The organism is Pseudoduganella sp. R-34 (genome assembly GCF_049904655.1).
Classification (GTDB): Bacteria; Pseudomonadota; Gammaproteobacteria; order Burkholderiales; family Burkholderiaceae_D; genus Rugamonas.
This window is the reverse complement of sequence record NZ_CP184572.1, coordinates 1,304,434-1,329,363: the sequence shown is the minus strand read 5'-3', so window position 1 is coordinate 1,329,363 and position 24,930 is coordinate 1,304,434. Positions and strand designations below refer to the sequence as shown.

General features: G+C 63.8%; 23 protein-coding genes and 1 pseudogene. 9 read left to right on the top strand and 15 right to left on the bottom strand.

Annotated elements, in window-relative coordinates; translation table 11 throughout:
* Nucleotides 1-3 precede the first annotated feature (3 nt).
* Genes mrdA through ACN9MW_RS06150 form a run of 4 tightly spaced genes read right to left on the bottom strand, consistent with a single transcriptional unit; the run spans nucleotide 4 to nucleotide 4,637 of the window.
* Nucleotides 4-2,091: a penicillin-binding protein 2 gene (mrdA, locus tag ACN9MW_RS06165; RefSeq protein ID WP_426168667.1), complete on the bottom strand. Its 2,088-nt coding sequence runs from the start codon at nucleotides 2,089-2,091 to the stop codon at nucleotides 4-6.
* A gap of 2 nt (nucleotides 2,092-2,093) precedes the next feature.
* The gene (mreD, locus tag ACN9MW_RS06160) at nucleotides 2,094-2,606 is read right to left on the bottom strand and encodes a rod shape-determining protein MreD (protein WP_130316749.1); all 513 of its coding nucleotides are present in this window, start codon (nucleotides 2,604-2,606) and stop codon (nucleotides 2,094-2,096) included.
* Nucleotides 2,603-3,547: a rod shape-determining protein MreC gene (mreC, locus tag ACN9MW_RS06155; protein WP_426168664.1), complete on the bottom strand. Its 945-nt coding sequence runs from the start codon at nucleotides 3,545-3,547 to the stop codon at nucleotides 2,603-2,605. Before mreC ends, mreD begins: the two co-directional genes overlap by 4 nt.
* 46 nt (nucleotides 3,548-3,593) lie before the next feature.
* A complete protein-coding gene (locus ACN9MW_RS06150) occupies nucleotides 3,594-4,637 on the bottom strand; it encodes a rod shape-determining protein (protein WP_028102363.1) in 1,044 nt (347 codons plus the stop codon).
* A 238-nt stretch (nucleotides 4,638-4,875) separates the two neighbouring features.
* Here ACN9MW_RS06150 and gatC point away from each other — a divergent pair, with 238 nt between their 5' ends.
* From gatC to gatB, 3 genes are all read left to right on the top strand, one after another.
* Nucleotides 4,876-5,175 (top strand): Asp-tRNA(Asn)/Glu-tRNA(Gln) amidotransferase subunit GatC, encoded by a 300-nt coding sequence (gatC, locus tag ACN9MW_RS06145; RefSeq protein ID WP_426168661.1) that lies wholly within the window; start codon nucleotides 4,876-4,878, stop codon nucleotides 5,173-5,175.
* Nucleotides 5,176-5,290: 115 nt separating this feature from the next.
* Complete coding sequence (gene gatA / locus ACN9MW_RS06140; RefSeq protein ID WP_426168658.1) at nucleotides 5,291-6,766, top strand: Asp-tRNA(Asn)/Glu-tRNA(Gln) amidotransferase subunit GatA; 1,476 nt, start codon at nucleotides 5,291-5,293, stop codon at nucleotides 6,764-6,766.
* Nucleotides 6,767-6,776: 10 nt separating this feature from the next.
* Nucleotides 6,777-8,237, top strand: a complete 1,461-nt coding sequence (gene gatB / locus ACN9MW_RS06135) for an Asp-tRNA(Asn)/Glu-tRNA(Gln) amidotransferase subunit GatB (protein WP_426168655.1) — start codon at nucleotides 6,777-6,779, stop codon at nucleotides 8,235-8,237.
* Between the two features lie 126 nt (nucleotides 8,238-8,363).
* Here the strand turns inward: gatB and ACN9MW_RS06130 are convergent, their stop codons facing one another.
* From ACN9MW_RS06130 to pyrE, 3 genes are all read right to left on the bottom strand, one after another.
* A complete protein-coding gene (locus ACN9MW_RS06130; RefSeq protein ID WP_426168652.1) occupies nucleotides 8,364-9,266 on the bottom strand; it encodes an alpha/beta fold hydrolase in 903 nt (300 codons plus the stop codon).
* A gap of 4 nt (nucleotides 9,267-9,270) precedes the next feature.
* Nucleotides 9,271-9,645 carry a hypothetical protein gene (locus tag ACN9MW_RS06125; RefSeq protein ID WP_426168650.1) on the bottom strand — a complete coding sequence of 125 codons (375 nt, stop codon included), beginning with the start codon at nucleotides 9,643-9,645 and terminating at the stop codon, nucleotides 9,271-9,273.
* A 73-nt stretch (nucleotides 9,646-9,718) separates the two neighbouring features.
* Nucleotides 9,719-10,375, bottom strand: coding sequence for an orotate phosphoribosyltransferase (gene pyrE, locus ACN9MW_RS06120; protein WP_426168647.1), 657 nt, complete (start codon nucleotides 10,373-10,375; stop codon nucleotides 9,719-9,721).
* 48 nt (nucleotides 10,376-10,423) lie between these two features.
* On the opposite strand from pyrE, the gene ACN9MW_RS06115 reads away from it, so the two are divergent.
* Genes ACN9MW_RS06115 through ACN9MW_RS06105 form a run of 3 tightly spaced genes read left to right on the top strand, consistent with a single transcriptional unit; the run spans nucleotide 10,424 to nucleotide 11,891 of the window.
* Nucleotides 10,424-11,194 carry an exodeoxyribonuclease III gene (locus ACN9MW_RS06115; RefSeq protein WP_426168645.1) on the top strand — a complete coding sequence of 257 codons (771 nt, stop codon included), beginning with the start codon at nucleotides 10,424-10,426 and terminating at the stop codon, nucleotides 11,192-11,194.
* Entirely contained in the window at nucleotides 11,194-11,610 is a 417-nt protein-coding gene (locus ACN9MW_RS06110; protein WP_426168642.1) for a hypothetical protein, read from the top strand. Before ACN9MW_RS06115 ends, ACN9MW_RS06110 begins: the two co-directional genes overlap by 1 nt.
* On the top strand, nucleotides 11,595-11,891 hold the full coding sequence (locus ACN9MW_RS06105; RefSeq protein WP_426168640.1) for a hypothetical protein: 297 nt from the start codon (nucleotides 11,595-11,597) through the stop codon (nucleotides 11,889-11,891). Before ACN9MW_RS06110 ends, ACN9MW_RS06105 begins: the two co-directional genes overlap by 16 nt.
* An 11-nt stretch (nucleotides 11,892-11,902) precedes the next feature.
* Here the strand turns inward: ACN9MW_RS06105 and ACN9MW_RS06100 are convergent, their stop codons facing one another.
* Together ACN9MW_RS06100 and ACN9MW_RS06095 are read right to left on the bottom strand one after the other, a co-directional pair.
* The gene (locus ACN9MW_RS06100) at nucleotides 11,903-14,107 is read right to left on the bottom strand and encodes a TonB-dependent receptor plug domain-containing protein (protein WP_426168637.1); all 2,205 of its coding nucleotides are present in this window, start codon (nucleotides 14,105-14,107) and stop codon (nucleotides 11,903-11,905) included.
* Between the two features lie 69 nt (nucleotides 14,108-14,176).
* Nucleotides 14,177-14,767: an acyl-homoserine-lactone synthase gene (locus tag ACN9MW_RS06095; RefSeq protein ID WP_426168634.1), complete on the bottom strand. Its 591-nt coding sequence runs from the start codon at nucleotides 14,765-14,767 to the stop codon at nucleotides 14,177-14,179.
* Between ACN9MW_RS06095 and ACN9MW_RS06090 the strand changes: the two are divergent.
* Nucleotides 14,670-15,032: pseudogene (locus tag ACN9MW_RS06090) on the top strand (hypothetical protein); the annotation flags it as partial. The gene ACN9MW_RS06095 and the pseudogene ACN9MW_RS06090 overlap by 98 nt on opposite strands.
* 114 nt (nucleotides 15,033-15,146) lie before the next feature.
* Here the strand turns inward: ACN9MW_RS06090 and ACN9MW_RS06085 are convergent.
* Nucleotides 15,147-15,869, bottom strand: coding sequence for a helix-turn-helix transcriptional regulator (locus tag ACN9MW_RS06085; protein WP_426168631.1), 723 nt, complete (start codon nucleotides 15,867-15,869; stop codon nucleotides 15,147-15,149).
* Nucleotides 15,870-16,056: 187 nt separating this feature from the next.
* Here ACN9MW_RS06085 and ACN9MW_RS06080 point away from each other — a divergent pair, with 187 nt between their 5' ends.
* Entirely contained in the window at nucleotides 16,057-16,629 is a 573-nt protein-coding gene (locus tag ACN9MW_RS06080) for an acyl-homoserine-lactone synthase (protein ID WP_426168628.1), read from the top strand.
* Here ACN9MW_RS06080 and ACN9MW_RS06075 read toward each other — a convergent pair.
* The 5 genes from ACN9MW_RS06075 to ACN9MW_RS06055 all read right to left on the bottom strand — a co-directional run bounded on the left by ACN9MW_RS06075 (nucleotide 16,582) and on the right by ACN9MW_RS06055 (nucleotide 24,268).
* Complete coding sequence (locus ACN9MW_RS06075; RefSeq protein WP_426168625.1) at nucleotides 16,582-19,368, bottom strand: M16 family metallopeptidase; 2,787 nt, start codon at nucleotides 19,366-19,368, stop codon at nucleotides 16,582-16,584. The genes ACN9MW_RS06080 and ACN9MW_RS06075 overlap by 48 nt on opposite strands.
* A gap of 15 nt (nucleotides 19,369-19,383) precedes the next feature.
* Nucleotides 19,384-21,084 (bottom strand): ABC transporter ATP-binding protein, encoded by a 1,701-nt coding sequence (locus ACN9MW_RS06070; protein ID WP_426168622.1) that lies wholly within the window; start codon nucleotides 21,082-21,084, stop codon nucleotides 19,384-19,386.
* 51 nt (nucleotides 21,085-21,135) lie between these two features.
* Complete coding sequence (gene lanKC / locus ACN9MW_RS06065; protein WP_426168619.1) at nucleotides 21,136-23,826, bottom strand: class III lanthionine synthetase LanKC; 2,691 nt, start codon at nucleotides 23,824-23,826, stop codon at nucleotides 21,136-21,138.
* 77 nt (nucleotides 23,827-23,903) lie between these two features.
* Entirely contained in the window at nucleotides 23,904-24,050 is a 147-nt protein-coding gene (locus tag ACN9MW_RS06060) for a hypothetical protein (RefSeq protein WP_426168616.1), read from the bottom strand.
* Between the two features lie 71 nt (nucleotides 24,051-24,121).
* Nucleotides 24,122-24,268 (bottom strand): hypothetical protein, encoded by a 147-nt coding sequence (locus ACN9MW_RS06055; protein WP_426168613.1) that lies wholly within the window; start codon nucleotides 24,266-24,268, stop codon nucleotides 24,122-24,124.
* A gap of 203 nt (nucleotides 24,269-24,471) precedes the next feature.
* Between ACN9MW_RS06055 and ACN9MW_RS06050 the strand changes: the two genes are divergently transcribed.
* On the top strand, nucleotides 24,472-24,873 hold the full coding sequence (locus tag ACN9MW_RS06050) for a hypothetical protein (RefSeq protein ID WP_426168611.1): 402 nt from the start codon (nucleotides 24,472-24,474) through the stop codon (nucleotides 24,871-24,873).
* The last annotated feature ends 57 nt before the right edge of the window (nucleotides 24,874-24,930 follow it).

Below are 24,930 nucleotides of genomic sequence, written 5' to 3'. Positions count from 1 at the left end.
CCTTTATTCTCTCTTGCGCGGCGGGCCGGCCGGCGGCTTCTGGTCCGCCGGCGCTGGCGCCTGCGGCACCGGTGCAGGCGTCTGCGGCGCTGCCGCTGCCGGCTGTCCACCTGCCTGGCCTTGCTGCTGCGCGCGGCGCTCGGCAGCGGCATCCACGTCCGCCTCAGGCAGGTCTTCCACCGGCACGGTGACCGCATCTTCCTTCGGCACCGGCGTCGTTTCCTTTTCCGTCGGGCGCTTGCCCAGCAGCCAATAGTCCAGCACTTTACGCGCAATCGGCGCGGCCACGGCGCCGCCGAAGCCTGCGTTCTCCACGATCAGCGCCAGCACGATCTTCGGCTTGTCTGCCGGTGCGAAGGCGGTAAACCAGGCATTGTCGCGCAAGCGTTCATCCAGTCGCGCGGCGTTGTACTTTTCATTGGCCTTGATCGCCACCACCTGCGCGGTACCGGTCTTGCCGCCCACGGTATAGCCGGCATTCAGGAAGGCGCGGTAGCCGGTCGCACCGGGCTCGGTGGTCACGCCCACCATCGCATCCTTGATGAAGTCGATGTTGGCCTGCTTGAGCGGGATGCGGTAGCTTTCCTTCGGTACGGTCAGGGTGCGCTTGCGGGTGCCGCCGTCTTCGATGATCTTGACCAGGTGCGGCTTCATGACCACGCCGTTGTTGGCCAGGTTGGCCACCGCGTGCGCCACCTGCAGCGGCGTGTAGTTGTTGTAGCCGGAGCCGTTGGAGACTGAAATCGTGTCGCCGCCCACCCACTTGCCTGCCGCCGGGTTCTTCTTGAAGCGCTGGCGCTTCCATTCCTGCGACGGCAGCACGCCTTTCTTCTCGTTTTCCAGATCAATTCCAGTAAGCTGGCCGAAGCCGAACGGCGCCATGAAATCATGGATCAAATCGATACCCATGTCGCGGCCCAGCATGTAGTAGTAAGTATTGCAGGACACGACGATGGACTTGCGCATGTCGACCATGCCGTGCCCGCCCACCACGTCGTCACGGAACTTGTGGGTGCCAAGGTAGAAGAAGCCCGGGTCCGCAATCGCCTGACTGGTGGTGCGTTTGCCGGTTTCCAGCGCCGCCAGCGCCATGAAGGGCTTGAAGGTGGAGCCCGGCGCATAAGTGCCGGACAGCGGCCGGTTCATCAGCGGCTTGTCGAGCGAGGTATTCAGTTCGTTCCAGCTTTGCGCATCGATACCGTCCACGAACAGGTTGGGGTCATAGCCGGGGCGCGAGACGTAAGCCAGCACGTCGCCGGTGCTCGGCTCGATCGCCACCAGCGCGCCGCGGTATTCGCCGAAAGCTTCTTCCGCGATCTTCTGCAGTTCGATATCGATCGACAGGATCAGGTTGGAGCCCGGCGTCGCAGGCGTGCGCGACAGCGTGCGGATGGCGCGGCCGCCGGCGGTACGCTCCACTTCCTCGTAGCCGGTCACGCCATGCAGTTGCCGTTCGTAGCTCTTTTCCAGGCCTTCCTTGCCGATATGTTCGGTGCCGTTGTAATTGGCTTCGTACTCGGTTCCTTCCAGCGCCTTTGATTCAGCCTGATTGATGCGGCCGATATAACCGACCACGTGCGAGGCCACCTCGCCCAGCGGGTACTGGCGGAACAGGCGAGCCTGGATATCCACGCCCGGGAAGCGGAAGCGGTTGGCGGCGAAGCGCGCCACTTCCTCATCGCTCAGGCGGCTGCGCAGAGGTACGCTGGTGAAGCTTTTCGATTCTTCCATCAGCTTCTTGAAGCGGCGGCGGTCCTTGGTGGTGATCTCCACCAGCTTGGCCAGTTCGTCGATCACGTCCTCCATCGGCGCGGCCAGCTTGGAAGGCGTAATCTCCAGCGTGATCGCAGAGTAGTTCCGCGCCAGCACAACGCCGTTGCGATCGAGGATCAGGCCGCGGCTCGGTACGATCGGCACCACCGCGATGCGGTTATCCTCGGCCTTGGCAATGTAGTCGTTATGCTTGATGACCTGCAGCCAGATGAAGCGCGCCAGCAGCAGCGAAAAGCAAAAGAACACCAGCCCGCCCAGCACGGACAGTCGCACCCGGAAGCGGTGCAGGTCTTGCTCTGTATTCTTGAACTCGGTCATGCTCAGATCGGGCGGGTGTGGTCTTTGTCCACGGCGCGGCGCTGCGGCGCCAGCAACAGCATGGTCGCCAATGGCCACAACAGCGCTGCCACCACGCTTTCAATGAAAAAGAACCAGCCAGGGAATTTGCCGGCCACGATGAAGCGCACCACCATCTGCACGGTTTGCGCCAGCAACAGCAGCGGCAGCACGTGCAGGATCTGCGTCGTCACGCGGAACCACAGGATCCGGCGATGCAGCATGATGGCGAAATAGGACAGCAGCGTATAAGCCAGGGCATTCTCGCCCAGCAGCGAAGCGTCGTGCACGTCCATCAGGAGGCCGAGGAAGAACGCGGTGCCGATGCCGACCTTGCGCGGCTGGTGCACACCCCAGAACACCAGCGTCAGTGCCACGAAGTCCGGCGCCGCGAAGAAGCGGCCCCACGGCAGCATGTTGAGCAGCACCGCGCAGAACAGGCTGAAAAAAATGAACAGCGGGCTGACAGGCAGCAGGATGTATTGTGGACGGTTCATCGGGTTGCCTCCTTCGGCGCTTCTGCAGCTTCCGCCTTGACCTTTTCCTTGTCTTTCTTCTTCGACGGCTTGGCGGCCGGCTCTTCTTCCGGAGGGCGCGGCGGCATTTCCGGCAGCGACATCAGGATCAGCAGCGCGGTATTGCGCTCGGTACCGGCCAGTGGCGCGCACACCACGCGGCCGAAGGCGCCGCTGGCATTGCTCTCCACCTGCACCACGCGCGCCACGGCCAGACCGGCCGGATAGACGCCGTCGATGCCGGACGTAATCAGGATATCGCCGACCACCACGTCCGCTGTCGGCGCCATGAAGCGCAAATCGAGGTTGCCCGACTGGCCGCGGCCAACCGCCACCGAACGCAGGCCGTTGCGCAGGATCTGCACCGGAATCGCCTGCTCCTTGTCGGTCAGCAGGGTCACTTCGGAAGTGAACGGGAACACGCGCGTCACCTGCCCCACCACGCCCTGGTTGTCGATCACCGGCAAGCCGGCAGACACGCCATGCTGGATGCCGCGGTTGAGGATCACCTTGCGCGTGAACACATCGCGCGCTTCGTAAAGGATTTCAGCCAGCTGCGACTTGCCCGGCACGCGCTGCTGCGCATCGAGCAGCTTGCGCAGCTGGTTGTTCTCAGCCTGGTAGAGCTGCGCCTGCTGCAAGGCCTGCGAAGCGGCGATCTGTTGCTGTTGCAGGACACTGACCTGCTTCTCCAGCTTCGACAGCGTGGAAAAGTAGTCGCCCATGCCGCTAATGGCATCGCGCGGCAGCAGTGCGATCTTCTGCAGGGGATAGAGGACAAAGCCGACGCCCTGCCGGACTGCCGTCAGCGCATTCACGCGTGAATCGGCCAGCAGCAGCGCAATCGAAATGCACGCGAACACCATCATCTTGAAACGGGCGGACGCGCCTTGCTTGAACAGTGGCGGTGGACTGTATTCCATGTCTTCCAATTGATAAGGGCAGCTTCCGCTGCCCTTTTACTCAACCTTACTCGTAGGAGAAGATGGACCCCAGCTGGTCCATGCGCTCCAGCGCCAGGCCGGAGCCGCGCACCACGCAGGTCAGAGGGTCTTCTGCCACCAGCACCGGCAGGCCGGTTTCTTCCATCAGCAGGCGGTCCAGGTCGCGCAGCAGGGCGCCGCCGCCGGTCAGCATCATGCCCTTTTCGGCGATGTCTGCACCCAGTTCCGGCGGGGTCTGCTCCAGCGCGTTCTTGACGGCGGAGACGATGTTGTTCAGCGGGTCGGTCAGCGCTTCCAGGATCTCGTTGGACGAGATGGTGAAGGAGCGCGGGATGCCTTCCGACAGGTTGCGGCCCTTGACTTCCATTTCCTTGACTTCGGAGCCTGGGAAAGCGGAACCGATGGCCTTCTTGATCGCTTCGGCGGTCTGTTCGCCGATCAGCATGCCGTAGTTGCGGCGGATGTAGTTGACGATCGCTTCGTCGAACTTGTCGCCGCCCACGCGCACGGAGCCCTTGTACACCATGCCGCCCAGCGAGATGATGCCCACTTCGGTGGTGCCGCCGCCGATGTCGACCACCATCGAGCCGGTCGCGTCGGACACTGGCAAGCCGGCGCCGATCGCCGCTGCCATTGGCTCTTCGATCAGGTACACCTGCGATGCGCCCGCGCCGAGGGCCGATTCACGGATCGCGCGGCGCTCCACCTGGGTCGAGCCGCAAGGCACGCAAATGATGATACGCGGCGATGGGCGGAAGAATTTGGAGTCGTGCACCATGCGGATGAACTGCTTCAGCATCTGCTCGGTGACGGTGAAGTCGGCGATCACGCCGTCTTTCATCGGGCGGATCGCCTCGATGTTGCCGGGTACCTTGCCCAGCATCTGTTTTGCTTCTTTACCAACGGCCTGGATCGTTTTCTTGCCGTTTGGACCACCTTCCTGGCGGATCGCTACGACGGAAGGCTCGTCCAGCACGATGCCGGAGCCGCGGACGTAAATCAGGGTGTTCGCCGTACCCAGGTCGATAGCCAGGTCAGACGAGATATAGCGACGTAAAAAACCAAACATGAGTGTCCTGTAGGGCGCTGTGCGCAAAATTCGTTATATGAGGTATCCGGTCAGATGCGGCCAGGCGGGTGTTCAGCACCAGCAGCGCATTAACCCGCGATTGTACCTTATAATCTACAGGTTATTTGCCCTAAATCCACTCTATTGTGCGAGCACGCAACCGTTGATTTATGCGGCGTTTGCCGCGATTTAACTGGTGATAGGCAATCAATCCAATAAATTACATTTTGACAATTCCATGTCCCTGACACTGAACGACGTTGAACGCATCGCCAAACTGGCCCAGTTGGAGATGGACGCTGAACATTCCGCCAATATGCTGGACAAGCTGAACGGCATTTTCGCGCTGGCCGAGCAGATGCAGGCCGTGGACACCGAGGGCGTCGCCCCGCTGTCCCACCCGCTGGCCAATGCCATGCAGGTTGCCCTGCGCTTGCGCGAAGACGTGGCAACCGAGCCGAATCGCCGCGAGGAATACCAGCAAGTGGCGCCGAAGACCGAAGATGGCCTGTACCTGGTGCCGAAGGTGATCGAATAAAACCGGTAAGGCGGTGTCAGACCCGCAGGGTCAGACATCCGGCCCGCAACTGCCGCGTATTGGTGTCTGACCCTGCGGGTCTGACACCGGTTTACTGGTTTAAAGAGGAAAACGAATGCACACCAAAACAATCAAAGAGCTGTCCGAGCTCCTGCAAAAAAAGGAAGTCAGCGCTGTCCAGCTGGCGACCCACTTCCTGGACCGAATTGAAAAAAGCGACCTGAACGCATTCCTGCACGTGGACCGCGCCCTGACGCTGGCCCAGGCCGAAGAAGCCGACAAGCGCATCGCAGCTGGCACCGCCACCCCGCTGACAGGCGTGCCGATCGCCCACAAGGACATTTTCGTCACCAAAGGCTGGCGCTCGACCGCCGGCTCGAAGATGCTGGCCAACTACGTCAGCCCGTTCGACGCCACCGTGGTGCAGAAATTCCAGGACGCCGGCATGGTCACCCTGGGCAAGCTGAACTGCGACGAATTCGCCATGGGCTCCTCGAACGAGAACTCGGCCTTCGGCGCAGTGAAAAACCCGTGGGACAAGTCTGCCGTTCCAGGCGGCTCCTCGGGCGGCTCCGCTGCCGCCGTCGCTGCACGCCTGGCCCCTGGCGTCACCGGCACCGACACCGGCGGCTCGATCCGCCAGCCTGCAGCCTTCTGCGGCATCACCGGCATCAAGCCAACCTATGGCCGCGCCTCGCGCTTCGGAATGATCGCTTTCGCCTCTTCGCTGGACCAGGCAGGCCCGATGGCGCAAACCGCGGAAGACTGCGCGCTGCTGCTGTCGGCAATGACCGGCTTCGACGAGCGCGATTCGACCAGCCTGTCCGCTGAACAAGGCAACGCTGCCGAAGACTTCACCCGCGACCTGGACAAGCCGCTGGCCGGCCTGCGCATCGGCGTGCCGAAGGAATACTTCGGCGAAGGCCTGGCTGCCGACGTCGAAAAGGCTGTGCGCGCCGCGCTGGCCAAGTTCGTGGAACTGGGCGCCACGCTGGTCGACATTTCGCTGCCGAACACCGCGCTGTCGATCCCTGCCTACTACATGATCGCCCCGGCGGAAGCCTCGTCCAACCTGTCGCGCTTTGACGGCGTGCGCTACGGCCACCGCGCCGAGGGCTACAAGGATTTGCAGGACATGTACAAGAAGAGCCGCGCCCAAGGCTTCGGCCCTGAAGTGCAGCGCCGTATCATGGTTGGCACCTACATCCTGTGCCACGGCTACTACGACGCCTACTACCTGAAAGCGCAGAAGATCCGCCGCAAGATCACGCAGGACTTCGCCAATGTGCTGGGCAGCCAGTGCGATGTGATCATGGGTCCAGTGGCACCGACCGTGGCCTGGGACCTGGGCTCGAAGGCAGACGATCCGGTAGCGAACTACCTGGCCGATATCTTCACCCTGTCCACCAGCCTGGCAGGCTTGCCTGGCATGTCCATCCCTTGCGGTTTCGGCGAAGGCGAGAAAAACGCCAACCGCCCGGTCGGCCTGCAAATCATCGGCAACTACTTCGCTGAAGCGAAGCTGCTGAATGTGGCCCACCAGTTCCAGCAAGCTACTGACTGGCATAAACGCGCGCCTTCTTCGATTTAAGGAAAAGAATATGGAATGGGAAGTCGTCATCGGTATTGAGAACCACGTACAGCTCACTACCGACTCCAAAATTTTCAGCGGCTCGCCGACCAAGTTCGGCGCCGAACCAAACACCCAGGCCAGCCCGGTCGACCTGGCGCTGCCAGGCGTGCTGCCAGTGATGAACAAGCAAGCCGTCGACCGTGCGATCCGCTTCGGCCTCGCCGTCGGCGCCAAAGTAGCCCCGCAGTCGATCTTCGCCCGCAAGAACTATTTCTACCCTGACCTGCCGAAGGGCTACCAGATCTCGCAGTTCGAAGATCCAGTCGTCCAGGGCGGCCAGCTGACCTTCGGCTTCGAGAAGGACGGCCAGTTCGTCACGCGCACCGTGAACTTGACCCGCGCTCACCTTGAAGAGGACGCAGGCAAGTCGCTGCACGAGGACTACCACGGCATGTCGGGCATCGACCTCAATCGCGCCGGCACCCCGCTGCTGGAGATTGTTTCCGAACCGGAGATCCGCTCCGCAGCCGAAGCAGTGGCTTACTGCAAGGCCCTGCACGGCCTCGTGATGTGGTTGGGCATCTGCGACGGCAATATGCAGGAAGGCTCGTTCCGCTGCGACATCAACGTGTCCGTGCGCCCGAAAGGCCAGAAGGAATTCGGCACCCGCTGCGAAATCAAGAACCTGAACTCTTTCCGCTTCATCGAAGAAGCCGTGCACGTGGAAGTCGCGCGCCAGATCGAACTGATCGAAGACGGCGGCAAGGTGGTGCAGGCGACCCGCCTGTACGATCCGGACAAGAAGGTCACCCGCGAAATGCGCACCAAGGAAGACGCGCAGGACTACCGCTACTTCCCTGACCCGGACCTGCCGCCGCTGACCATCGGCGCCGACTGGATCGAGCGTGTAAAGGCATCCATGCCGGAACTGCCGGCCGTGATGCGCGCGCGTTTCGTGGAAGAGTACAAGCTGCCGGAATACGATTCGCTGGTACTGACCGCCTCCAAGGGCATGGCCACCTATTTCGAGGCCGTGGTTGCTGCAGCAGGCAAGGAGAACGCCAAGGCCGCAGCGAACTGGCTGATGGGCGATGTGTCGTCGACCCTGAACCGCGAAGGCGTGGAGATCACTGAAGCGCCGGTACTGCCTGTGCAGCTGGCCGGCATGCTGAAGCGCATCGCCGACGGCACGATCTCCAACAAGATCGCGAAGGAAGTATTCGGCGCAATGTGGGAAGCCAAGTCGGAAGACCCGAACCTGGTCGATGCGATCATCGAGCAGAAAGGCCTGAAGCAGATTTCCGACACCGGCGCGCTGGAAGCAATCGTCAATGAGGTTATTGCCAACAACGAGAAGTCCGTTGAGCAGTACCGCGCGGGTAAGGAAGCGGCCATCAACGCGCTGATCGGCCAGGCGATGAAAGCCTCGAAAGGCAAGGCCAATCCGGCCCAGCTGACCGAGCTGCTGAAGAAGAAGCTGGCTTCTTAAACCCTGTAAACCTGGGCCTGACCCGCAGGGTCAGACCCCGTCTGCGGCACAGCCAGGGGTTGCGGTTGTGCGATTTTGATCTTCGACAAAAGTCAAAGGACTAGAACCAACACCGCGGCCGCGAGATCATACAGGGTCAGACACTTGTGTCTGACCCTGGTTTACCGGTTTTGGCAGGTGCCCGCACATCCAGCGAAGAATATCCGCAAAGATCTCCTCGCGATTCACCTCATTGAAATTCTCGTGATAGTTCTCATGCTGTACATGGCACTCCAGCAGCTTGGGATCAATCATCGCCAGCAGGTCCAAGGTAGCCTTCGGATCAGCCAGTTTGTCATCCCCAGCAACGACCGCGTATAAAGGCCAGCGCCAGGTCGGCATCTTCTCCGCCAGACCTTTCTGCGCGCCCTGCAGCGCCACGCCGAACCGCACCGTGCACTCGCGCGCCCGCACATCGTCCGCCTCGTCGCGATGATGGCGCGCCGTAATCGTCGGATCATGCGTCAGCACATCGGTCAGCGACGCCATCGGCACCTTCATGGTCGGCGCCAGCGCCGCCAGCAAGCCGGACAGCTTCTCCAGCACCGCCGGCACCTTGATCGCATTCACGTAATAAGGCGACGACAGCACAAAGCCCTTCACCAGCGGATCACGCTCAAGCCTCTCCAGCCCGAAGCGCGTCGCAATCAGCGCTCCCATCGAATGCCCCATGATAAACACCGGCACGCCCGGGTAATGCTGCTTGACCCAATGCAGGAACAGTTCCACTTCCTCGATAAATACCCCGAAGTCCGGAATATCCACCCGGCGCGCATTCTCATGTCCGCACAGGTCGAACGCCACGGTAGCAAAACGGTGCTGCTTGAAATACAGCGCCGGCGTCACATAGTCGCCCGCATGCGCAAGTCCGCCGTGGATGGCCAGCAGCACGCCGGCCGCAGGCTTTTCGGGCTCCCAGATATGGATCTTGCGTTCGGCGCCATTGCGCCCCTTGAATGTGGCGAAGCGGTCTTCGGCGAATCGGTTCATGCGGTCACGAGGAAATGCTCAGCGCGATGCCCATCTCCAGCAACAGCGAGAGGTCGGCCAGCGTGAAATCAAGGGTGGAAGCGCCCTGGTTGGGCGCGGCGGGGGCGAAAGCAACGCGCAATTCAGCCTGGATCGGCGCCACATCGAAAGTGATGCCGCGCGCCTGGCATTCGTGCAGGTAGGCGCGCACCTTGCGCATCAGGCCGTCCGGATCGGGGTCGGTGCCCAGCGTGGCATAAAAGCCGTGGTCAAGGCGGGTACGGCCGGTCGGGCTGGTGTCGCCCTTCTTCCAGTCGCTTTCGGGCTCGCTGGGGAGCCCGTCCCGCACGTCTGCGACCGCGCTTTCGTCGCCGTACACCTTGAGCGTTGCGATGTTCATTACTTTCCTCGATCTAAATGTTGTAAGGAAGCAATCACAGTCTAGCACAACGCCCGGCTGGCGCCAGCGCGGCTTATTCCACGCCGTACTTGCTGCGGTATGCGGCTACCGCGTCCTTGTACTGTGCAAGCGACGGATCGGCCGACAGGTAGGCAAACAGGTCGGACAGGTTGCCGATCGAGATCACCGGGATGCCATAGTTCTTGCTCACTTCCTGCACCGCCGACAGCTCGGACATCTGGCCATCCTTGCCGCCGCGCTCCATGCGGTCGAGCGCGATCAGCACGGCGCAAGGCTCGGCGCCAGCGTTGCGGATCATCTCCACGGATTCGCGCACCGAAGTGCCGGCCGAGATCACATCGTCAATGATGACAACCTTGCCAGTCAGCTTGGCGCCCACCAGGGTGCCGCCTTCGCCGTGGTCCTTGGCTTCCTTGCGGTTGTAGGCGAAGGAGGTGTTGCGGCCTTTGCCTGCCAGCGCCATCGAGGTCGCGGAGGCCAGGGTGATGCCCTTGTAGGCCGGGCCGAACAGCATGTCGAATTCAACGCCGGAGTCCAGCAGGGTCTGGGCGTAGAAGTCGGCCAGGCGGGCCAAGGTCGCGCCGTCATGGAACAGGCCGGCGTTGAAGAAATAGGGCGATTGCCGCCCTGCTTTGGTCGTAAACTCGCCGAATTTCAGCACTCCCGCCTGTACGGAAAACGCGATAAACTCTTGCCTCAAATTGCTCATAGTGCACCCATCTCTGTTCAAAGTGCCGATATTTTAACCGGAACACCTATGCCAAAAATCATTTCCGCAAACCTGAACGGTATCCGCTCCGCCGCCAAGAAGGGCTTTTTCAACTGGATGGGGACGATCGACGCCGACATCATCTGCGTGCAGGAATTGAAGGCGCAGGCGCCGGACATGACCGAGGAATTCCTCAACCCGCACGGCTACCACGGCCACTTCCACTACGCGGAAAAGAAAGGCTATTCCGGCACCGGCATCTACAGCAAGGTGGCGCCTGACCGGGTGATGATCGGCTTCGGCAGCCCCGAGTTCGATGCCGAAGGCCGCTACGTGCGCGCCGACTTTGGCAACCTGACCGTTATTTCGGTGTACTGCCCGTCCGGCTCTTCGTCGGAAGAGCGCCAGCTCGCCAAGTTCCGCTTCATGGACCTGTTCCTGCCTCACCTGCAGCAGTTGCGCGCCGAAGGCCGCGAGTTCGTGATCTGCGGCGACTGGAACATCGCCCACAAAGAGATCGACCTGAAAAACTGGAAGGGCAACCTGAAGAACTCCGGCTTCCTGCCCGAAGAACGCGCCTGGATGACCAGGCTGTTCGACGAAGTCGGCTACGTCGACGTGCACCGCGGCCTCGACCAGCGCCCCGAGCAATACACCTGGTGGTCCAACCGCGGCCAGGCCTACGCCAAGAATGTGGGCTGGCGCATCGACTACCACGTCGCCACCCCTGGCATCGCATCCAAGGCGCATACCGTGTCGGTCTACAAGGACGAAAAGTTCTCCGACCATGCACCTCTGATCATCGAGTACCACGCCTGATGCGACGCTCGCTAGCCGCTTTGCTGCTCACTTGCGCCGGCACTGCCGGCGCGGCCGATACGGCTGTCATCATCGACAGCACCCGGTCATTCGTGCCGAATTCCATTCCGCGCAATGCGGCCTGGCTGGGACTGTTCTGCCGGAAGCTGGAATGCGAACTGCGCCCCGTCGGCGTTGATGTCGGCACAGGCAGAGCCAAGAATATCCTGGACGAAGATGAAAGCCTGGACAGCGTCGCCATCGACGGCAAGCCGCGCGCGGTATTCGCCAACCTGCCGCTCAAGCCCGGCAAGGTCGTCACCTGGCACGCGATGAACGACGAGCAGTATTTCGGCAGCCCCCAGTACGAAAGTTGCGCAAGCTGGGTAAATGGAGCTTGCCCGGAGGAGCGCAGCCGCTGGTGCTGTCCTGGGTGAAAACGGCCGAAGGACGCAAGCGCTACCACCTTACCGGCGACTCCGCCAAACAGTTCCTGTTCGCCGTTGACGCGCTTGGCCATTACGAAGGCGACACCACGCCCGTCGTCTACTGGGCCGGCGACCTGGATGGCGACGGCAAGGGCGACCTGCTGCTGGCCATCCCCGACGACAATTGCGGCTACGACGAACGTCTTTACCTCTCCTCCGGCACAGGAGAGGGCAGCTTGCTGCGCAAGGCCGCGCACACCAGCGGCCGCGAACCCGCCTGCGGGTGCTGAACAGCGGCCGGCTACAGTTTGATTTCCAGCGCAAAGGTGTAGCTTGGACGCGTTTTCTTCGCCACCTCGAGCATCGCCCCATCCTCCGAAGTAGTGGTGCGCCCCGACCACTGCGAGGCAGCGTTGGTGGCGCCCAGGCGCAGGCTGGCCTGCGGGTTCAGCGTCCACTGCGCATACAGGTCGATGGCCCGGCTGCGGGTCAACGCCAGCGCCTGCGACATGGTCTGCTGCGTGACATAGCCGGGCGTATAAGACAGGTTGGCGCCCACTGCCAGCGGCAGGCTGCGCGCCCGGTAATCGAAGCCGAAAGTGCCGGACCAGGGCTGCTGGCCATCCAGCCGGCTGTTGGGCAAAGGCACCGCATTCACCTTGCTCTTGTAAAAGTTCAGGCTGCCCCTGAGCTCGAGGCGCGTCTTCGGATCGATCCATCCGGGCAGCAATTGCGCCGCCGGGCCTTTCAACTCCAGCTCGACGCCGCTGCTGCTGGCGCGCGACAGGTTCACGGGCCGGCTGACCCAGCGCGGCACGCTGGCCCAGTCGGGATCTTCCAGCGTGGTGACATTGCGTACCAGGTCTTTCACCCGGCGGTGGAACACGCCAATGCTGAACAAGCCTCCTCCGTTGAAGTAGTGTTCGTAGGCCAGGTCCAGGCCGCTTGCCAGTTCTGGCCGCAGCAAGGGATTGCCGACCCGGTCGGCAGCCACCGAATCGTTGCCCTGGCTCGGCAATGGGTAGATGCTGCTCAGGGTGGGCCGCGCCAGCATGGCATACAGGTCCGGCGCCTTGTAGCTGCGCGTCAGGCTGGCGCGCAGCACGTCGCGTCCCTTGGCATCGGGCTTGAAATTGATGTGCAATAAAGGCGACAGCACCGCACTGTGGTTGCGTACCGGACGCTCCAGCGTGTCGCTGCGGGTGGTGATCGCTTCGCGCCGTATGCCGCCGTACAGCAGCCACTGTTCGGACAGTTCCCACTCGTCCTGCAGGTACCAGGCTTGCCGCCTGATGCGGGCTGACAGCGGCAAGCCGTCGATCCCCGGCAACTGGTCGGCCCCGAGCACGGTGATGCGGCGCTCATCGTCGCGGCGCCTGGTCTCCAGTTCCCAGCCGGCCGACAGCCGGTGCTGCTCCCCCACCAGCTGGCCGACCTTGCCCGACTGGGTGAAACTGCGGTCGCGGCTGTCGCCCACGCTGCGGCGGTAGGGCTGGCCCGCGCGGAAAGTCTGGTTGTCGAAATCATTGGCAGCCTCGCCACCGGTAAATTTCAGCTCCAGCTTGCGGTCGGCAGCAAAACGCCGCTGCCACTGGCCGCTGAGGCGATGGTTGCGGGAACTGCCCGAATTCCGGCTGGGGTCCTCGAACAGCGCCGGCGAACTGGCCGCCAGGTTATCGAACTGCACCTTGCTGTGCCAGTCGGAGCGCTGCAGCAAGGCTTGCAGGTTCAGGCCCTGCTCTTCGTCGATGCGCCAGTTCAGCTGCGGCGAGGTGTTGACGCTGTGGCCCCACATATCTTGGGCGGCCAGCTGGCGCGCGAAGCCGGTGTCGGCGCCGGCTTGCGGCACCAGCCGGCTGGCCCGCATGTCGGCCCGGCCATGGTATTCGTAGGCCGACAGCGGCAGCGAATAGGACAGGTCGCCGGCCCGCGCGCTATACAGGGCGCTGGCATTGGGCGTGGGATGCTCGACACCGTAGGCCATGCCGATGCGCACGCTTTGCTGGACTTTTTTCGGCACGCTGCGCAGCACGATATTGATGCTGCCGGCCATGGACTGCGCACTCTGGTCGGCGGTGGCGGCCTTCTGGATGTCGATGCGCTCCACCTGCGCCGGGTTGAGCTGCTCCAGCGAGAAGCCGTTGGGCGCCGGCTCGCCATTGAGCAGGATCTGGGTATAGCCGGCGCCCAGGCCGCGCAGGCGCGGCTGGCCGTTCTGGATATCCACGCCGGGCAGGCGGCGCACCACCTCATTCAGGCTGTTGTCGCCGAACTTGTCGATCTCCTCGCGGCCAAAAGTCTGCCTGGCCACCGTAGCGTTGCGGCGCAGGTCAAGGTCGCTTTGCGGGCGGGTCTTGACTTCCACCCGGTACATCTTGGTGTCAAACGCCGAACGCGAATTGGGATCGGCGCCGAGCGGCACCTCCTGCGCAGCGGCTGTGCCCAGCTGGCACAGCATGGCCATGCCCACTGCCGCGGCAATGGGCTTCTTGTCGAAATTCGTCATGGAGCGGTACTTGGAATTGGTCGCCACAGTGTAGGGGCGGCGCCGCTGCCGGCGCCACTGGCAGATCTGCTAGTTCAGCAAGGTGGTGCGCGCCAGGCCAAGCGATTCCATCGACGCTTCGATGTCGACGTAGATGGCGACCGCGCTCTCGCGCCCCATGGTGAGGGGAGCGCCAAGGCGGCGGGTGACCAGGCCGGCGCGGCGCAGCATGCGCTCGATCGCCGTGGCCGTCACGGTGACATACTGGGACACGCCGTGCCGGTGGCCGTAGCGGATGATCTCGGCGATCGACTGCATGGTCATGGCGGAAAATCCGAAGCTCGATACGCCGTCGGCCTCGACCGCGAAGCGGCTCAGCTCCCAGACCTGCGGGTCTTCCGGCGCCGGCTGGCCATGCAGGAACTCCGGGAAGGTGTCCTTCAGCATATACGGACCTGTGGTCGGCAGCAGGCGCCAGCAGCCGCGCAGCATGCCGCCCTCCTCGCGCATCATCATGTAGTAAGGGTCCATCGCATCGTAGCCGTCGATTTCCATGCCGCTCAGGACCGGCACCTTCCAGCCCATGCGCTCGCTGAATACCTTGGCGCGCAGGCGGTGCATGGCAAACAGGTCCGACTGCAGGAAGGCGTTGCGTTCCGCGATTTCGATGTTCAGCTGCATGATGGCTCCTTGTGGTGGGATCGAAGAGCCTTCATTTTTATGCACCATGCATACGGCGGGAACTAGCAGATCTGCTAGCTCGACGGCGCGGCCGCCGGTGCTAAGCTTGAACCCCGATCCCTTCAGGAACATCACCCCTATGAGCCGAATTCCCGCGCGGCTGGCAAGGCGCGCCGTCAGTGAGCAATTGCGCTGGCTGCGTTTATCCCGGCGCGAAACCCAAGGCGAGTTCTGGGCCCAGTTCGGCGTCACCCAGTCGCAAGGCAGCCGCATCGAACAAGGCAGTTGGGTGCCAGCCCCGCTGGCGATCCTGCTGTCGCTCTACCTGGACATGCACATCAGCGAAATCGACCTGGCAGCCGCGCGCCGCCGCGCCGCCTTATTCGGGCGTGACCAGGCCGGCCGCGATGGATTTGACAATGGCCTGCTGGCGCGTGCTGACATCGAACTTGCGCATGATGTTCGCAAGGTGGAAGTTGACGGTGGCTTCCGAGCGGCCCAGGATGCGTGACACTTCCCACGATGACTTGCCGGCCGCCACCCACTTCAGGCATTCGAGCTCGCGCGCCGTCAGCTTGACCGCCGGCGCCGGCGCGCCCTTGGCCGACGTGAACTTGCGCGCCGATTCCTGGGCGTAGTCGCGGATCAGGGACAGGCTGGCCAGCGTATCGAGCTGGCCGGCGCCGGCCGTGCGCTGCTGCTGGTCGCTGACGAAACTCAGCATGCCGAATTCGCCGGAGCGTCCGTGCACCGGCAGGGTCACGCCTGAGCGCAAGCCATAACTGGCCGCCTGCTCGTAGAACTGCTGCTGGCGCTCGCCCTGGAAACTGGCCGGCTGCCAGATGATGGGCAAGCCGCTGCCAAGGCAATGGCTGACCGTCGGATCCACCGCATGCAGCTGCAGCTTGTCGTAGGCGGCGCGCCATTCGCTTGGGTAATTGCTCACAAGAAAAGCCGATTCCAGCGGCTGCGCCTTGTTGGGCACCACGCCGAACAAGGAATATTCAAAACCCAGTTGGGCTGCAAGCTCAGCCAGGGCTTGCGCCCATTGCGTATCGCTTTGCGCCTCCATCAACGTGTGCAGTTGGTCCAGTTCCAGCACCTTGCCTCCCCTTCGTCCGCACCCAGCTTGCCAATTGAAAATAGAGATTATTATTTAAGCAATACCAACATTCAATCACCAATGTAGCTTTTTGTCAACGAACCGAGGGAACTAGCAGATCTGCTAGTTCCCGCCGTATGCGACGCGCATAAAAATGGTCCTGTCACTTCAACCAAAGGAGCCAGAGATGCCGCTGCAAATCGAAATCGCCGCCCGCCGTGCCTTTCCGAAATCGACCCTGGTCGCCATGCACCAGATGCGTGCCCGCGCCTTCCGCGAACGCCGCGGCTGGGATGTCTCCGTGCTGGGGGGCATGGAGATCGACGGCTTCGACGCCATCGATCCCCACTACATGCTGTTGCGCGAAGAAGGCGGCCTGCTGTGCGGCTGCTGGCGCCTGCTGCCGACCGATGGCCCGTATATGTTGAAGGATGTGTTTGCCGAGCTGCTGGGCGGCCAGGCGGCGCCGAACGATCCGCAGGTCTGGGAGCTCAGCCGTTTCGTGATGGAGGGAGAAGGTGCGGCGGGCTTCGGCTTTTCCGCGCATACGCTGCAGTCGATCCGCGAGGTCATCGCCTTTGGCGAGCGCCAGGGCATCGCACAGTATGTGACGGTGACCACCACGGCCGTCGAGCGCATGCTGCGCCAGGCCGGCCTGGTGCTGCGCCGTTTCGCCCCGCCGCGCGAGGTCGGGGTCGAAACGGCAGTGGCCTTATGGGTTGACGTTGCCGCTTCCCTGCGCGCGCTGCGCCAGCATTGAAGGACGAAAGTCGCCCGCCTTCACCACGGCCAGGCTGTCCGCTGCCGGCAGCCGCGCCGCCGCCTGGTTGACTTCATCCAGTGCCAGCCCGGCCACGCGCGCTTCCAGCGCCCGGTCGAATTCCAGGGTGCGTCCCAGCGACAGGTATTCCGACAGCATGCCGGCCAGGCCCGCATCCGCATTGCGCGCCACCTGGCGGGCCTGGGCCCAGGCGAGCTTGGCGGCGTCCAGTTCGGCCTGCGTGAAGCCCTGCCGCGCCGCGCGGCCCAGTTCTTCCAGCAAGGCCACTTCCACCTTGCCGCTGTTTTGCGGCGCACTGCTGGCCGTCGCCAGCCATAGCGCGGCGCCGTCGCGCGCCGGCACCAGCAGCTGCGACCCGACCGTGTAGGACAGGCCCTCCGCGTGGCGCAGGCGGTCGGCCAGGCGGCTGCGCATGACGCCGCCGCCCAGCATATAGTTGGCTATCAGCATGGCCGGGAATGCCGCATCGTCATCGCGCATGGCCAAGGGATAGGCCGCCATCACTACGCTGCTGGCCTTGTCCGGCGTGTCGATCTGGCGCCGCGCACCGGGCGCCGCCTGGTAGGCGCGCGCCATCCTGGCGTAAGGCTGGGCCGAGCGCCAGTTGCCGAACAGCGCCGCCAGCTGCTCCTTCAGCTGCGCCGCATCAAAGTCGCCCACTGCCGCCAGCGTCGCATCCTGCGCGCCGTACAACTGGCGGTGGAACGCGCGCACCTGCTCCAGCGTGACGGCCTTCTGCGCCGCCGCGCTGTCCGGCAGGGCCGGCGTGTGCAGCGGGTGGCCCGGCGGGAAGGGATTGAGCAGGCGCTGGAAGGCATTGGCTGCCAGGGCTTGCGGTTCGCTTGCGGCCTGCTCGGTACGCGCCACGCGTTCGCGCTGGTACTGCAGGAATTCCTGCTCGGGGTAGGCCGGCCGCTGCAACTGCTCGGCCACCAGCGCCAATACGGCCGGCAGGTGCTCGCGCACGGTCTGCACGGACACGCTGGCGCTGTCGGCGCCGCCCTGGAAGCTCACGGTCGCCTGCAAGGCATCCAGCGCGTCGCGCAACTGCTGGCGCGAAGTCGACTGGGTGCCCATGGCCAGCAAGGCAGCCGCGAACGGTCCGACCTCGCTCTTGCCATGCAGGCTGGCTTCGCTGCCCAGGCGCAGCTTCAGCGCGAGGTGCACCGTGCCGCCCTTGCTGGCTTTGGCCAACAGCGCCACCTGCATGCCGTTCGCCAGCGCCAGCCGCTCCACCCGGGCTTCGATGGCAGCCGGGCTGGCCTCGAACGCTTCCCCCTGGCGCACGGCAGCGCGCCCGTGGTAGTGCTCGAGCGCCGCTTCCAGCGCGGCACTGGCAGGCACTTGGACCCGCTCCGGCTGTTCGGTGGGAATGAAGCGGCCCAGCGTCCGGTTGCTGGGCCTGAAGTATTTCTCTGCCACCGCCTGCACCGCAGCGGCATCGACCCTGGCGATGCGGTCGCGCTGCAGGAAGAACAGGCGCCAGTCGCCGGCTGCCAAGGCATCGGTCAAGGCCAGCGACAGGCGCGCACTGTCGGCCGATGTCTGCTCGAAACCTTTCAGCAATTGCTGGCGCGCGCGCGCCACCTCGGCTGCCGTCACGGGCCGCTCGCGCATGCCTTCCAGCACGCGCAGCAGCGCCTCCTGGGCCGGCTCGAGGGCGGCATCCTTGGCCACCACCGCCCCGAGCTGCAGGAAGCCGGGCTCGCGCGTCGTGCTGTCCACCAGCTGCAGCCTGGTGGCCAGGCCGCCGGCCACCAGTGCCTGGTGCAGGCGGCCGCCCGGCGCGTCGGCCAGGATGCGCAGCAAGACTTCCAGCGCAGCCCCGTCGCCGTGGCCGGCCGGCGCGATGTGGTAGCCGGCGCTGACCAGCTGCACGCCGCCGCTGCGCCGCACTGTCACGCTGCGCTCGCCGTCCTGGGCCGGTTCCACCGTATAAGTGGCAGGCAGGGTGCGGGCCGGGCGCGGGATCGCGCCAAACGCCGCCCGCACCTGCTGCAACGCGGCCTTTTCCTCGAACTGCCCGGCCACCACCAGCACCGCATTGTCCGGTTGGTAGTAGCGCTGGTAGAAGGCGCGCAGGCGCTCGATGTCGACCTGTTCGATATCGGAGCGGGCGCCGATTGCCGCCTTGCCATAGTTATGCCAGTCGTAGGCCACGGCCCGCACCCGTTCGCCGGTAACCCGCAACGGGTCGCTCTCGGCCAGTTCGAATTCGTTGCGTACCACCGTCATTTCCCCCTTGCCGGTGTGCGGGTTCCACAGGTCGTCGCGGGCGATGGCGGCACCGCTCATGCGGTCCGCTTCCAGTTCCAGCATGCGCGCCAGGTTGCTGCCGCCGGCGGGAAACGTGGCGTGGTAGCTGGTGCGGTCGTACCAGGTGCTGCCATTGAAGCGGGCGCCCATGCCGTTCAGCAGTTGCAGAGGCGTCGGCACGCCGTCCTTGCCGCTGAACTTCTGCGAAGGCCGGAACAGCAAGTGTTCCAGCAGATGGGCCATGCCGGTTTCGCCGTAGTTTTCATGGCGCGAACCTACCTGGTAGACGATATTGGTGGTCACGGTCGGCCGCGACGGATCCGGCGCCAGCAGCACCCGCAAGCCATTCTCCAGGCGGTATTCGGTAATGCCCTCGATCGAGGCGCCCGGCTGCACGCCCGGCGCGGCGCCGGCCGGCGCCTGCAGGCCGGCAGCAAGGGTGAGGATGGCGATCAGCTTCATGGCGTCCTTTCAGGGTCAGGCGGCTTCACGGCTGAACTGCATGCCGGCCGCGGCTTCCAGGTGCACCACGGCGTCGGCGCGCTCGACGGTGCTCATGCGGTGCGCCACCACCAGCGTGGTGCGGTTGGCCGTCAGGCGCTCCAGCGCCGCATGGATCAGGGCATCGGTCTCGCCATCGACAGCGGAGGTGGCCTCGTCCAGGATCAGGATCGGCGCATCGCGCAGCAGCGCACGGGCGATGGCAATGCGCTGCCGCTGGCCGCCGCTGAGCTGCACGCCGCGCTCGCCGACTGCCGTGTCATAGCCATCCTTCAGGCCGCGGATGAAGTCGTGTGCGTTGGCGTCGCGCGCCGCCTGCTCCACCTCGGCATCGGTGGCATCCGGCCGGCCATAGCGGATGTTTTCGCGTACCGAACTGGAGAACAGGAACACGTCCTGCGACACCATCGAAATGGCCGAGCGCAGCGACGCCAGCGAATATTGCGTGATGTCGATGCCGTTGATGCAGATGGTGCCGGAGGTTGGCGCATAAAAGCGCGGCAGCAGGCCCAGCAGCGACGATTTGCCGATGCCGCTGCGGCCATGCAGCGCCACCGTCTGTCCCGGCAGGGCGCGGAAGCTCACCTTCTCCAGCACCGGCACCGAATCGTGGTAGCGGAAACTCACGTCCTTGAACTCGATGGTGGCGCGGCGCGCGGTAAACTGCTGGCCCTGCCAAGGGTCTTCCGTTTCGGCCGGCTCGGCCAGCAGTTCGAACACCCTGGCCGAGGCGCCCAGCGACTGGTTGATCGTGGAATACTGCTGCGCCAGCACGGTAATGCTCTGGTTGACGCCCTGCGAATACAGGAAGAAGGCCACCAGCGAACCAACCGTCATGCGGCTGGCCAGCACCTCGGTGGCGCCATACCAGAACAGGACGATGGTCGAGACCACGGTCAGCAGGGTCACGATCGCCATATAGCTGGCATCGGCGCGCCGGCCCTTGCCGGCCATCTCCAGGTGGCCGTCCATCTGGTCGGCAAAGCGCGCCACGTCGCGTCCGTCGGCGCCGAAGATGCGCACCACATGCGTGCCTGCCACGGTTTCCTGGGCATACGCCACTGCGCCCGACAACGATGCCTTGATCTGCGCCGAGACCTGACGGAAATACGGGCCGTACAGGTTGGCCACCACCGTGGTGGCCGGGCACAGCGCCAGCACCACCAGTCCGAGCCGCCAGTTCATGTACAGCATCACCACGCTGGCGCCCACCAGCTGGGCCAGGTTGATGGTGCCGTTGACGGTCAGGTTGGTGACCACGTTGCGGATTTCCGGGGCGTCGCTGTACAGGCGCGAGATGAATTCGCCGATCCGGTTGCGGTGGTGGTAAGCGATCGGCAGCCGCTGGTAATGCCGCAGCAGGGCAACCCGGATGTCGTTGGTGATCTTGTCGCCCGTCAGCTGCAACAGGTACTGGCCCCAGAACGCCAGGCCGGCACGCAGCACGAACACCCCGACCAGCAAGATCGACAGCACGTGCAGGCCGGAGCGGTCTTGCGTGGTCACCAGCTGGTCGAACAGGTGCCGGATGCCAAGCGGCAGCGTGAGCTGGATGGCGCCCGCCAGCAGGATGAGTAGCAGGCTCAGCATAATGCGCCCGGCAAAGCGCCGGCCAAAGGGCAGCATCTGTTTCAGGGTCGCCATCACGCCGGGCGCTTGCTCAGTCTTGATATCCATGATTGTCTTCCGAAAAGCTGGCAGGCCGTCCAGCGGCCTGCGGTTGAGGGATTAACGGTCTTCTGCAGGCCAGCCGGGCAGCAGGCTGTCCACCATCAGCGATGGGCCGCAGCGCGTCAGGTGACGGTGCAGGACCAGCGCGGTGCCGGCGCTGCCGGTGCCGAAATCGCAGCTGATGCGGCCCAGCGATTCGCCGGGGAAGGCTGTGCCAGCCTCTTCTTCCAGGGCGTACAGCATGACGCCCGAGAACAGGCGCGCCACGCTGCTTTCGGCCTGCTCGCGCCAGCGTTCGAAGCGCGTCAGGTCCAGGAACAGCTCGGCAATGCCGGCCAGGCCGAAGAAGTAGCCCGGGTAGATCGCATACTTGCGGTCGGCATCGATAATGGCGCGGTCGATGATGGCGGCATACTCTTCCTTGCCGGTGACGTGCCAGTAGCGCAGCAAGGTGCGGGCAATGCCCGAACTGCCCCAGCGCCAGTACGGCGTCAGCGAGGGCGTGGTGTCGCGCGCCAACCAGCTCAGGCCGCCATCTTCATTGCCGACGCCGCCGGCGATGACCCAGGCCAGCCCTTCCTCGCCCGCCAGCAGGAAGTCGGCGCGCCCGGTGGCCAGATGCAGGTACAGCAGGAAGGCGCTGATGCCGGCCGCCCCGTGCGCATAGCTGGCGGACAGGCCAAGCGGGGTGCGCCAGGCGCACTGCCCTTCTGCCATGGCCTCGCGGCTTTGCAGCAGGTATTCGCCGGCGCTCACCGCTGCCGCCAGGTACTGCGGCTCGCGGAAGTGTTCGAAGAAACGCAGCTGCGTCATGCCCCAGCCGGCGGCGCCATGGTAGACGTCGGCACTTTGCTTGAGGTAAGGATGCTGTTCAGCCAGCGCCAGGGTGGCGCGCGCCCGCTCTTCCTCGCCCAGTTCCAGCCAGAACCAGGCAATGCCGCTCAGGCCGCTGTACAGGCCGGGCGAGTAAGCGTCGCGCTTGAGCGGAATGCGCTTGATCCAGTCCAGGACCGCGCTGTCCACCCTGCCGCGCACGCGGTGCTGCACCAGGGCGATGCCGCAGGCGCCATGCGCCAGGCTGAGCGGGTTGGAGGAAAACACTTCCGGATCGGCCGGGAACAGGCGGTCATAGCGCTCGAAGTCGGCGGTGGAATCGATATAGCGCATCATCTGCTCGAGCATGGCGTGCGCGCCTGCCGTGCTGAAGGCATCGCTGCGGATCACCGGCGCCGGCAGGCTGTACGGCTCGGCCAGCGCCTGCGCCACTTCCGCCAGCGCCGGCCGCTGGTCGCGCGGCGACATCAAGCCCTCGATCACCTGGCGCAGGCGCGCGGGCAAGCCGAAGTCGGCGCTCATGGCGTCGAGGAAGCGCTTATGGGCGCTGCGGTCCAGGGTCAACAGCATATTCATGGGGAACAGGCCGGCCATCATCAGCGCGCCCAGCGCGTACAGGTCGTCATCCGACGAGGTGACGCCGCGCGAGCCGAATTCGTCCGGCGAGAAGCCGGGCGTGAACAAGTGGGCGGCCAGGTCGACCTGGGCTTCGTGCGCCCCTTCGAAGTCGATCAGGCGCACCTTGATGGCGTCGCTGTCCGGCTGTGCGCTGATCATCACATTGGCCATCGACAGGTCGCCGAATACGATGTGGCGACGATGCAGTTCCTGCACGATGGCCGTCAGCTGGCGGAATACTTCGCAAAAGCGCGTGAAGAATTTCTGGCCGGCGTCCGGCTCCGGCCGCGTGCGCAGGCTGAGCGACACCGCGCCCATATAGCTGCGGAAGTCGCGCGCGCCGTCGAGATAGGTTTCAACCAGGTAGGCGTGCTCCCAGTCGAAGAAGAAGTCCACCGTCTGCGGCGCGATATCGAGCCCGTTCAGGCAGCTCAGGATGCGGTGCTCTTTTTTCAGCAACTGCACCGCGTCCAGGCCGCGCGTCGAGACATTGGTGAAGGGGCGTGCTTCCTTGATCACCACGCGCTGCCCGTCGACGCGGTCGGTGGCCAGGTAAACGCCGCCGGAATTGCTGTAGGCCAGCACGGAGTCGATCTTGTAGCGGCCCTTCTTCAGCGTACCTTCTTCGCCGCCGTCCTGCATGTGCTGGTCCTGCTGGAACGGATCGACCACGCCTGCCGGCAGGTTGAAGAATGGCGTGCGCTCATCGCGCACATAGTTGCCGTCCTGGTCGAGGATGACGTGGGTCTTGCTGCCGTCGGTGCCGATGCGGCGCGTGCTGCGCAGGCCGCCGTAGCGGTAGTACACCACCTTGCTGTCCTTGTAGCGGCGATCGGACAGTATGTAGGGGCCGTGGAAGCCGATGGTAGCCTGGTGCAGCGCTTCGAGCAGGCGCTCGCATTGCTCGGCGTCCTTGGGATAGATGGCCATGAACTTGCCTGCCGCGCCGCGCGACCAGCGCTTGCCAAGCGACAGGCTCAGCAGCATTTTGTCGGCGACGAACTTGAACGGCACATTCTCCTGGACCAGGATGGCGGCGGCAGTATTCAGGATCGCCGGTGCGTGCGCGGGAGTGGCCGACAGGTGGATTTTCCAGCCCTGGTCGGGGTACTGGTATTGCGGCGGCATGCAGTGCATCCACAGCTCGTGACGCTGCATGACCCAGTCCTGCGGCAGGCGGCGCTTCAGGCCAAGGCAGAAGTCGTCGTGCTGCGCCTGGTAGCGTGTCAGCGTTTCATAGTATCTCTTGTCCGCCAGCGAATAAATGAATTTGTCCTTGATTACGAATTCTGACATGTTGTGCCTACCAAGCTGAAGATGATTGGGAAGAGGAAAATGCTATCGGCGGCCTCGCGCCGCCTTGCCGGGATTGCTCAGAGTGCGATGAATTCTTCGCCCATGAAGCAGGCGCATTCGCTCGGGGTCGAGCAGGCGCAGCACTGATTGCTGCTGGTGCTGCTGGAGTCTTCGTCGAGACCTGTTTTGATCGACAAGCCCTGGAGGTTGAGGATGCGGGACATGGTTCTCTCCTGTATGGCGCAGACAGCGGCGCGACGTCCGCGCCACTGCCTGCCGGTGGTCGACGCTTGCCTTAGATGGCAACCACTTCGTCGCCCATGAAGCACAGGGCAGCGCTGGCGGTCGAGCATGCGCAGCCGTTGCCGCTGGAGGTGCTGCCGCCGTCTTCGTCGATTGGGCGATAGGAGGTCATGGCTTGCAGGTTCAGGATACGGGTCATTTTATTTCTCCATAAAGTTAATAGTGGTTTGGTTTGCTGCTGTCGCTACGTTGTGTGTGTCGACGGAATGAAGTTTATGGAGATGGCGCTTCGCCGATAACTAGCAGGAATATGGGGTTGACAGGTCCGGCAGGCGCTAGTAAATGCGCGTACGCGAGCCTCTCCCTTACAATGGCGTATTACCTGCACAAAACGGCGACCCCATGAAAAGCGTATTAGTCCTGTTCCTGCTGACCATCAAGAGCAGCTTTATCAACGACGAAGAAACCGAAGCCACCGACGAGCAATTCGACACGATCCAGTTCGTGCAGACGGACAAAGGCACCTGGCGCTTCAAGACTTTCGCCGAAGACGAAGACGTGCACCTGTGGAGCATTGAAGCCGACGGCGACCTGGTCGAACTGGCGATCGAAACCACCAACCGCCACTACGGCGACGTGATCGACGAAGCCTTCATCATCGAGAGCGATGACGGCGTGGAAGGCTTGCGCCGGGAGCTGAAAAAGCAGGGTCTGAGCGACAACCTGCAAATCTCCCCGAAAGGCCCGCTGTTCTGGGCTCCTCCCGGCTCGAGCTACAGTCCAAAATCCGCACCGGCGCACTGAATCCAATAAAAGCGCCGATTCCCGCCCTAGTTGTTTAAAATGCCAAACTTTAAACAA

Coding starts and splice junctions, on each gene's coding strand:
- ACN9MW_RS06100 (WP_426168637.1), bottom strand. CDS start 14,107: ATGACGAATTTCGACAAGAAGCCCATTGCCGCGGCAGTGGGCATGGCC.
- ACN9MW_RS06115 (WP_426168645.1), top strand. CDS start 10,424: ATGCCAAAAATCATTTCCGCAAACCTGAACGGTATCCGCTCCGCCGCC.
- gatC (WP_426168661.1), top strand. CDS start 4,876: ATGTCCCTGACACTGAACGACGTTGAACGCATCGCCAAACTGGCCCAG.
- ACN9MW_RS06080 (WP_426168628.1), top strand. CDS start 16,057: ATGCCGCTGCAAATCGAAATCGCCGCCCGCCGTGCCTTTCCGAAATCG.
- ACN9MW_RS06150 (WP_028102363.1), bottom strand. CDS start 4,637: ATGTTTGGTTTTTTACGTCGCTATATCTCGTCTGACCTGGCTATCGAC.
- mreC (WP_426168664.1), bottom strand. CDS start 3,547: ATGGAATACAGTCCACCGCCACTGTTCAAGCAAGGCGCGTCCGCCCGT.
- ACN9MW_RS06055 (WP_426168613.1), bottom strand. CDS start 24,268: ATGACCCGTATCCTGAACCTGCAAGCCATGACCTCCTATCGCCCAATC.
- lanKC (WP_426168619.1), bottom strand. CDS start 23,826: ATGTCAGAATTCGTAATCAAGGACAAATTCATTTATTCGCTGGCGGAC.
- ACN9MW_RS06070 (WP_426168622.1), bottom strand. CDS start 21,084: ATGGATATCAAGACTGAGCAAGCGCCCGGCGTGATGGCGACCCTGAAA.
- ACN9MW_RS06050 (WP_426168611.1), top strand. CDS start 24,472: ATGAAAAGCGTATTAGTCCTGTTCCTGCTGACCATCAAGAGCAGCTTT.
- pyrE (WP_426168647.1), bottom strand. CDS start 10,375: ATGAGCAATTTGAGGCAAGAGTTTATCGCGTTTTCCGTACAGGCGGGA.
- ACN9MW_RS06130 (WP_426168652.1), bottom strand. CDS start 9,266: ATGAACCGATTCGCCGAAGACCGCTTCGCCACATTCAAGGGGCGCAAT.
- mreD (WP_130316749.1), bottom strand. CDS start 2,606: ATGAACCGTCCACAATACATCCTGCTGCCTGTCAGCCCGCTGTTCATT.
- ACN9MW_RS06075 (WP_426168625.1), bottom strand. CDS start 19,368: ATGAAGCTGATCGCCATCCTCACCCTTGCTGCCGGCCTGCAGGCGCCG.
- ACN9MW_RS06095 (WP_426168634.1), bottom strand. CDS start 14,767: ATGCAGCTGAACATCGAAATCGCGGAACGCAACGCCTTCCTGCAGTCG.
- mrdA (WP_426168667.1), bottom strand. CDS start 2,091: ATGACCGAGTTCAAGAATACAGAGCAAGACCTGCACCGCTTCCGGGTG.
- gatB (WP_426168655.1), top strand. CDS start 6,777: ATGGAATGGGAAGTCGTCATCGGTATTGAGAACCACGTACAGCTCACT.
- ACN9MW_RS06125 (WP_426168650.1), bottom strand. CDS start 9,645: ATGAACATCGCAACGCTCAAGGTGTACGGCGACGAAAGCGCGGTCGCA.
- ACN9MW_RS06110 (WP_426168642.1), top strand. CDS start 11,194: ATGCGACGCTCGCTAGCCGCTTTGCTGCTCACTTGCGCCGGCACTGCC.
- gatA (WP_426168658.1), top strand. CDS start 5,291: ATGCACACCAAAACAATCAAAGAGCTGTCCGAGCTCCTGCAAAAAAAG.
- ACN9MW_RS06060 (WP_426168616.1), bottom strand. CDS start 24,050: ATGTCCCGCATCCTCAACCTCCAGGGCTTGTCGATCAAAACAGGTCTC.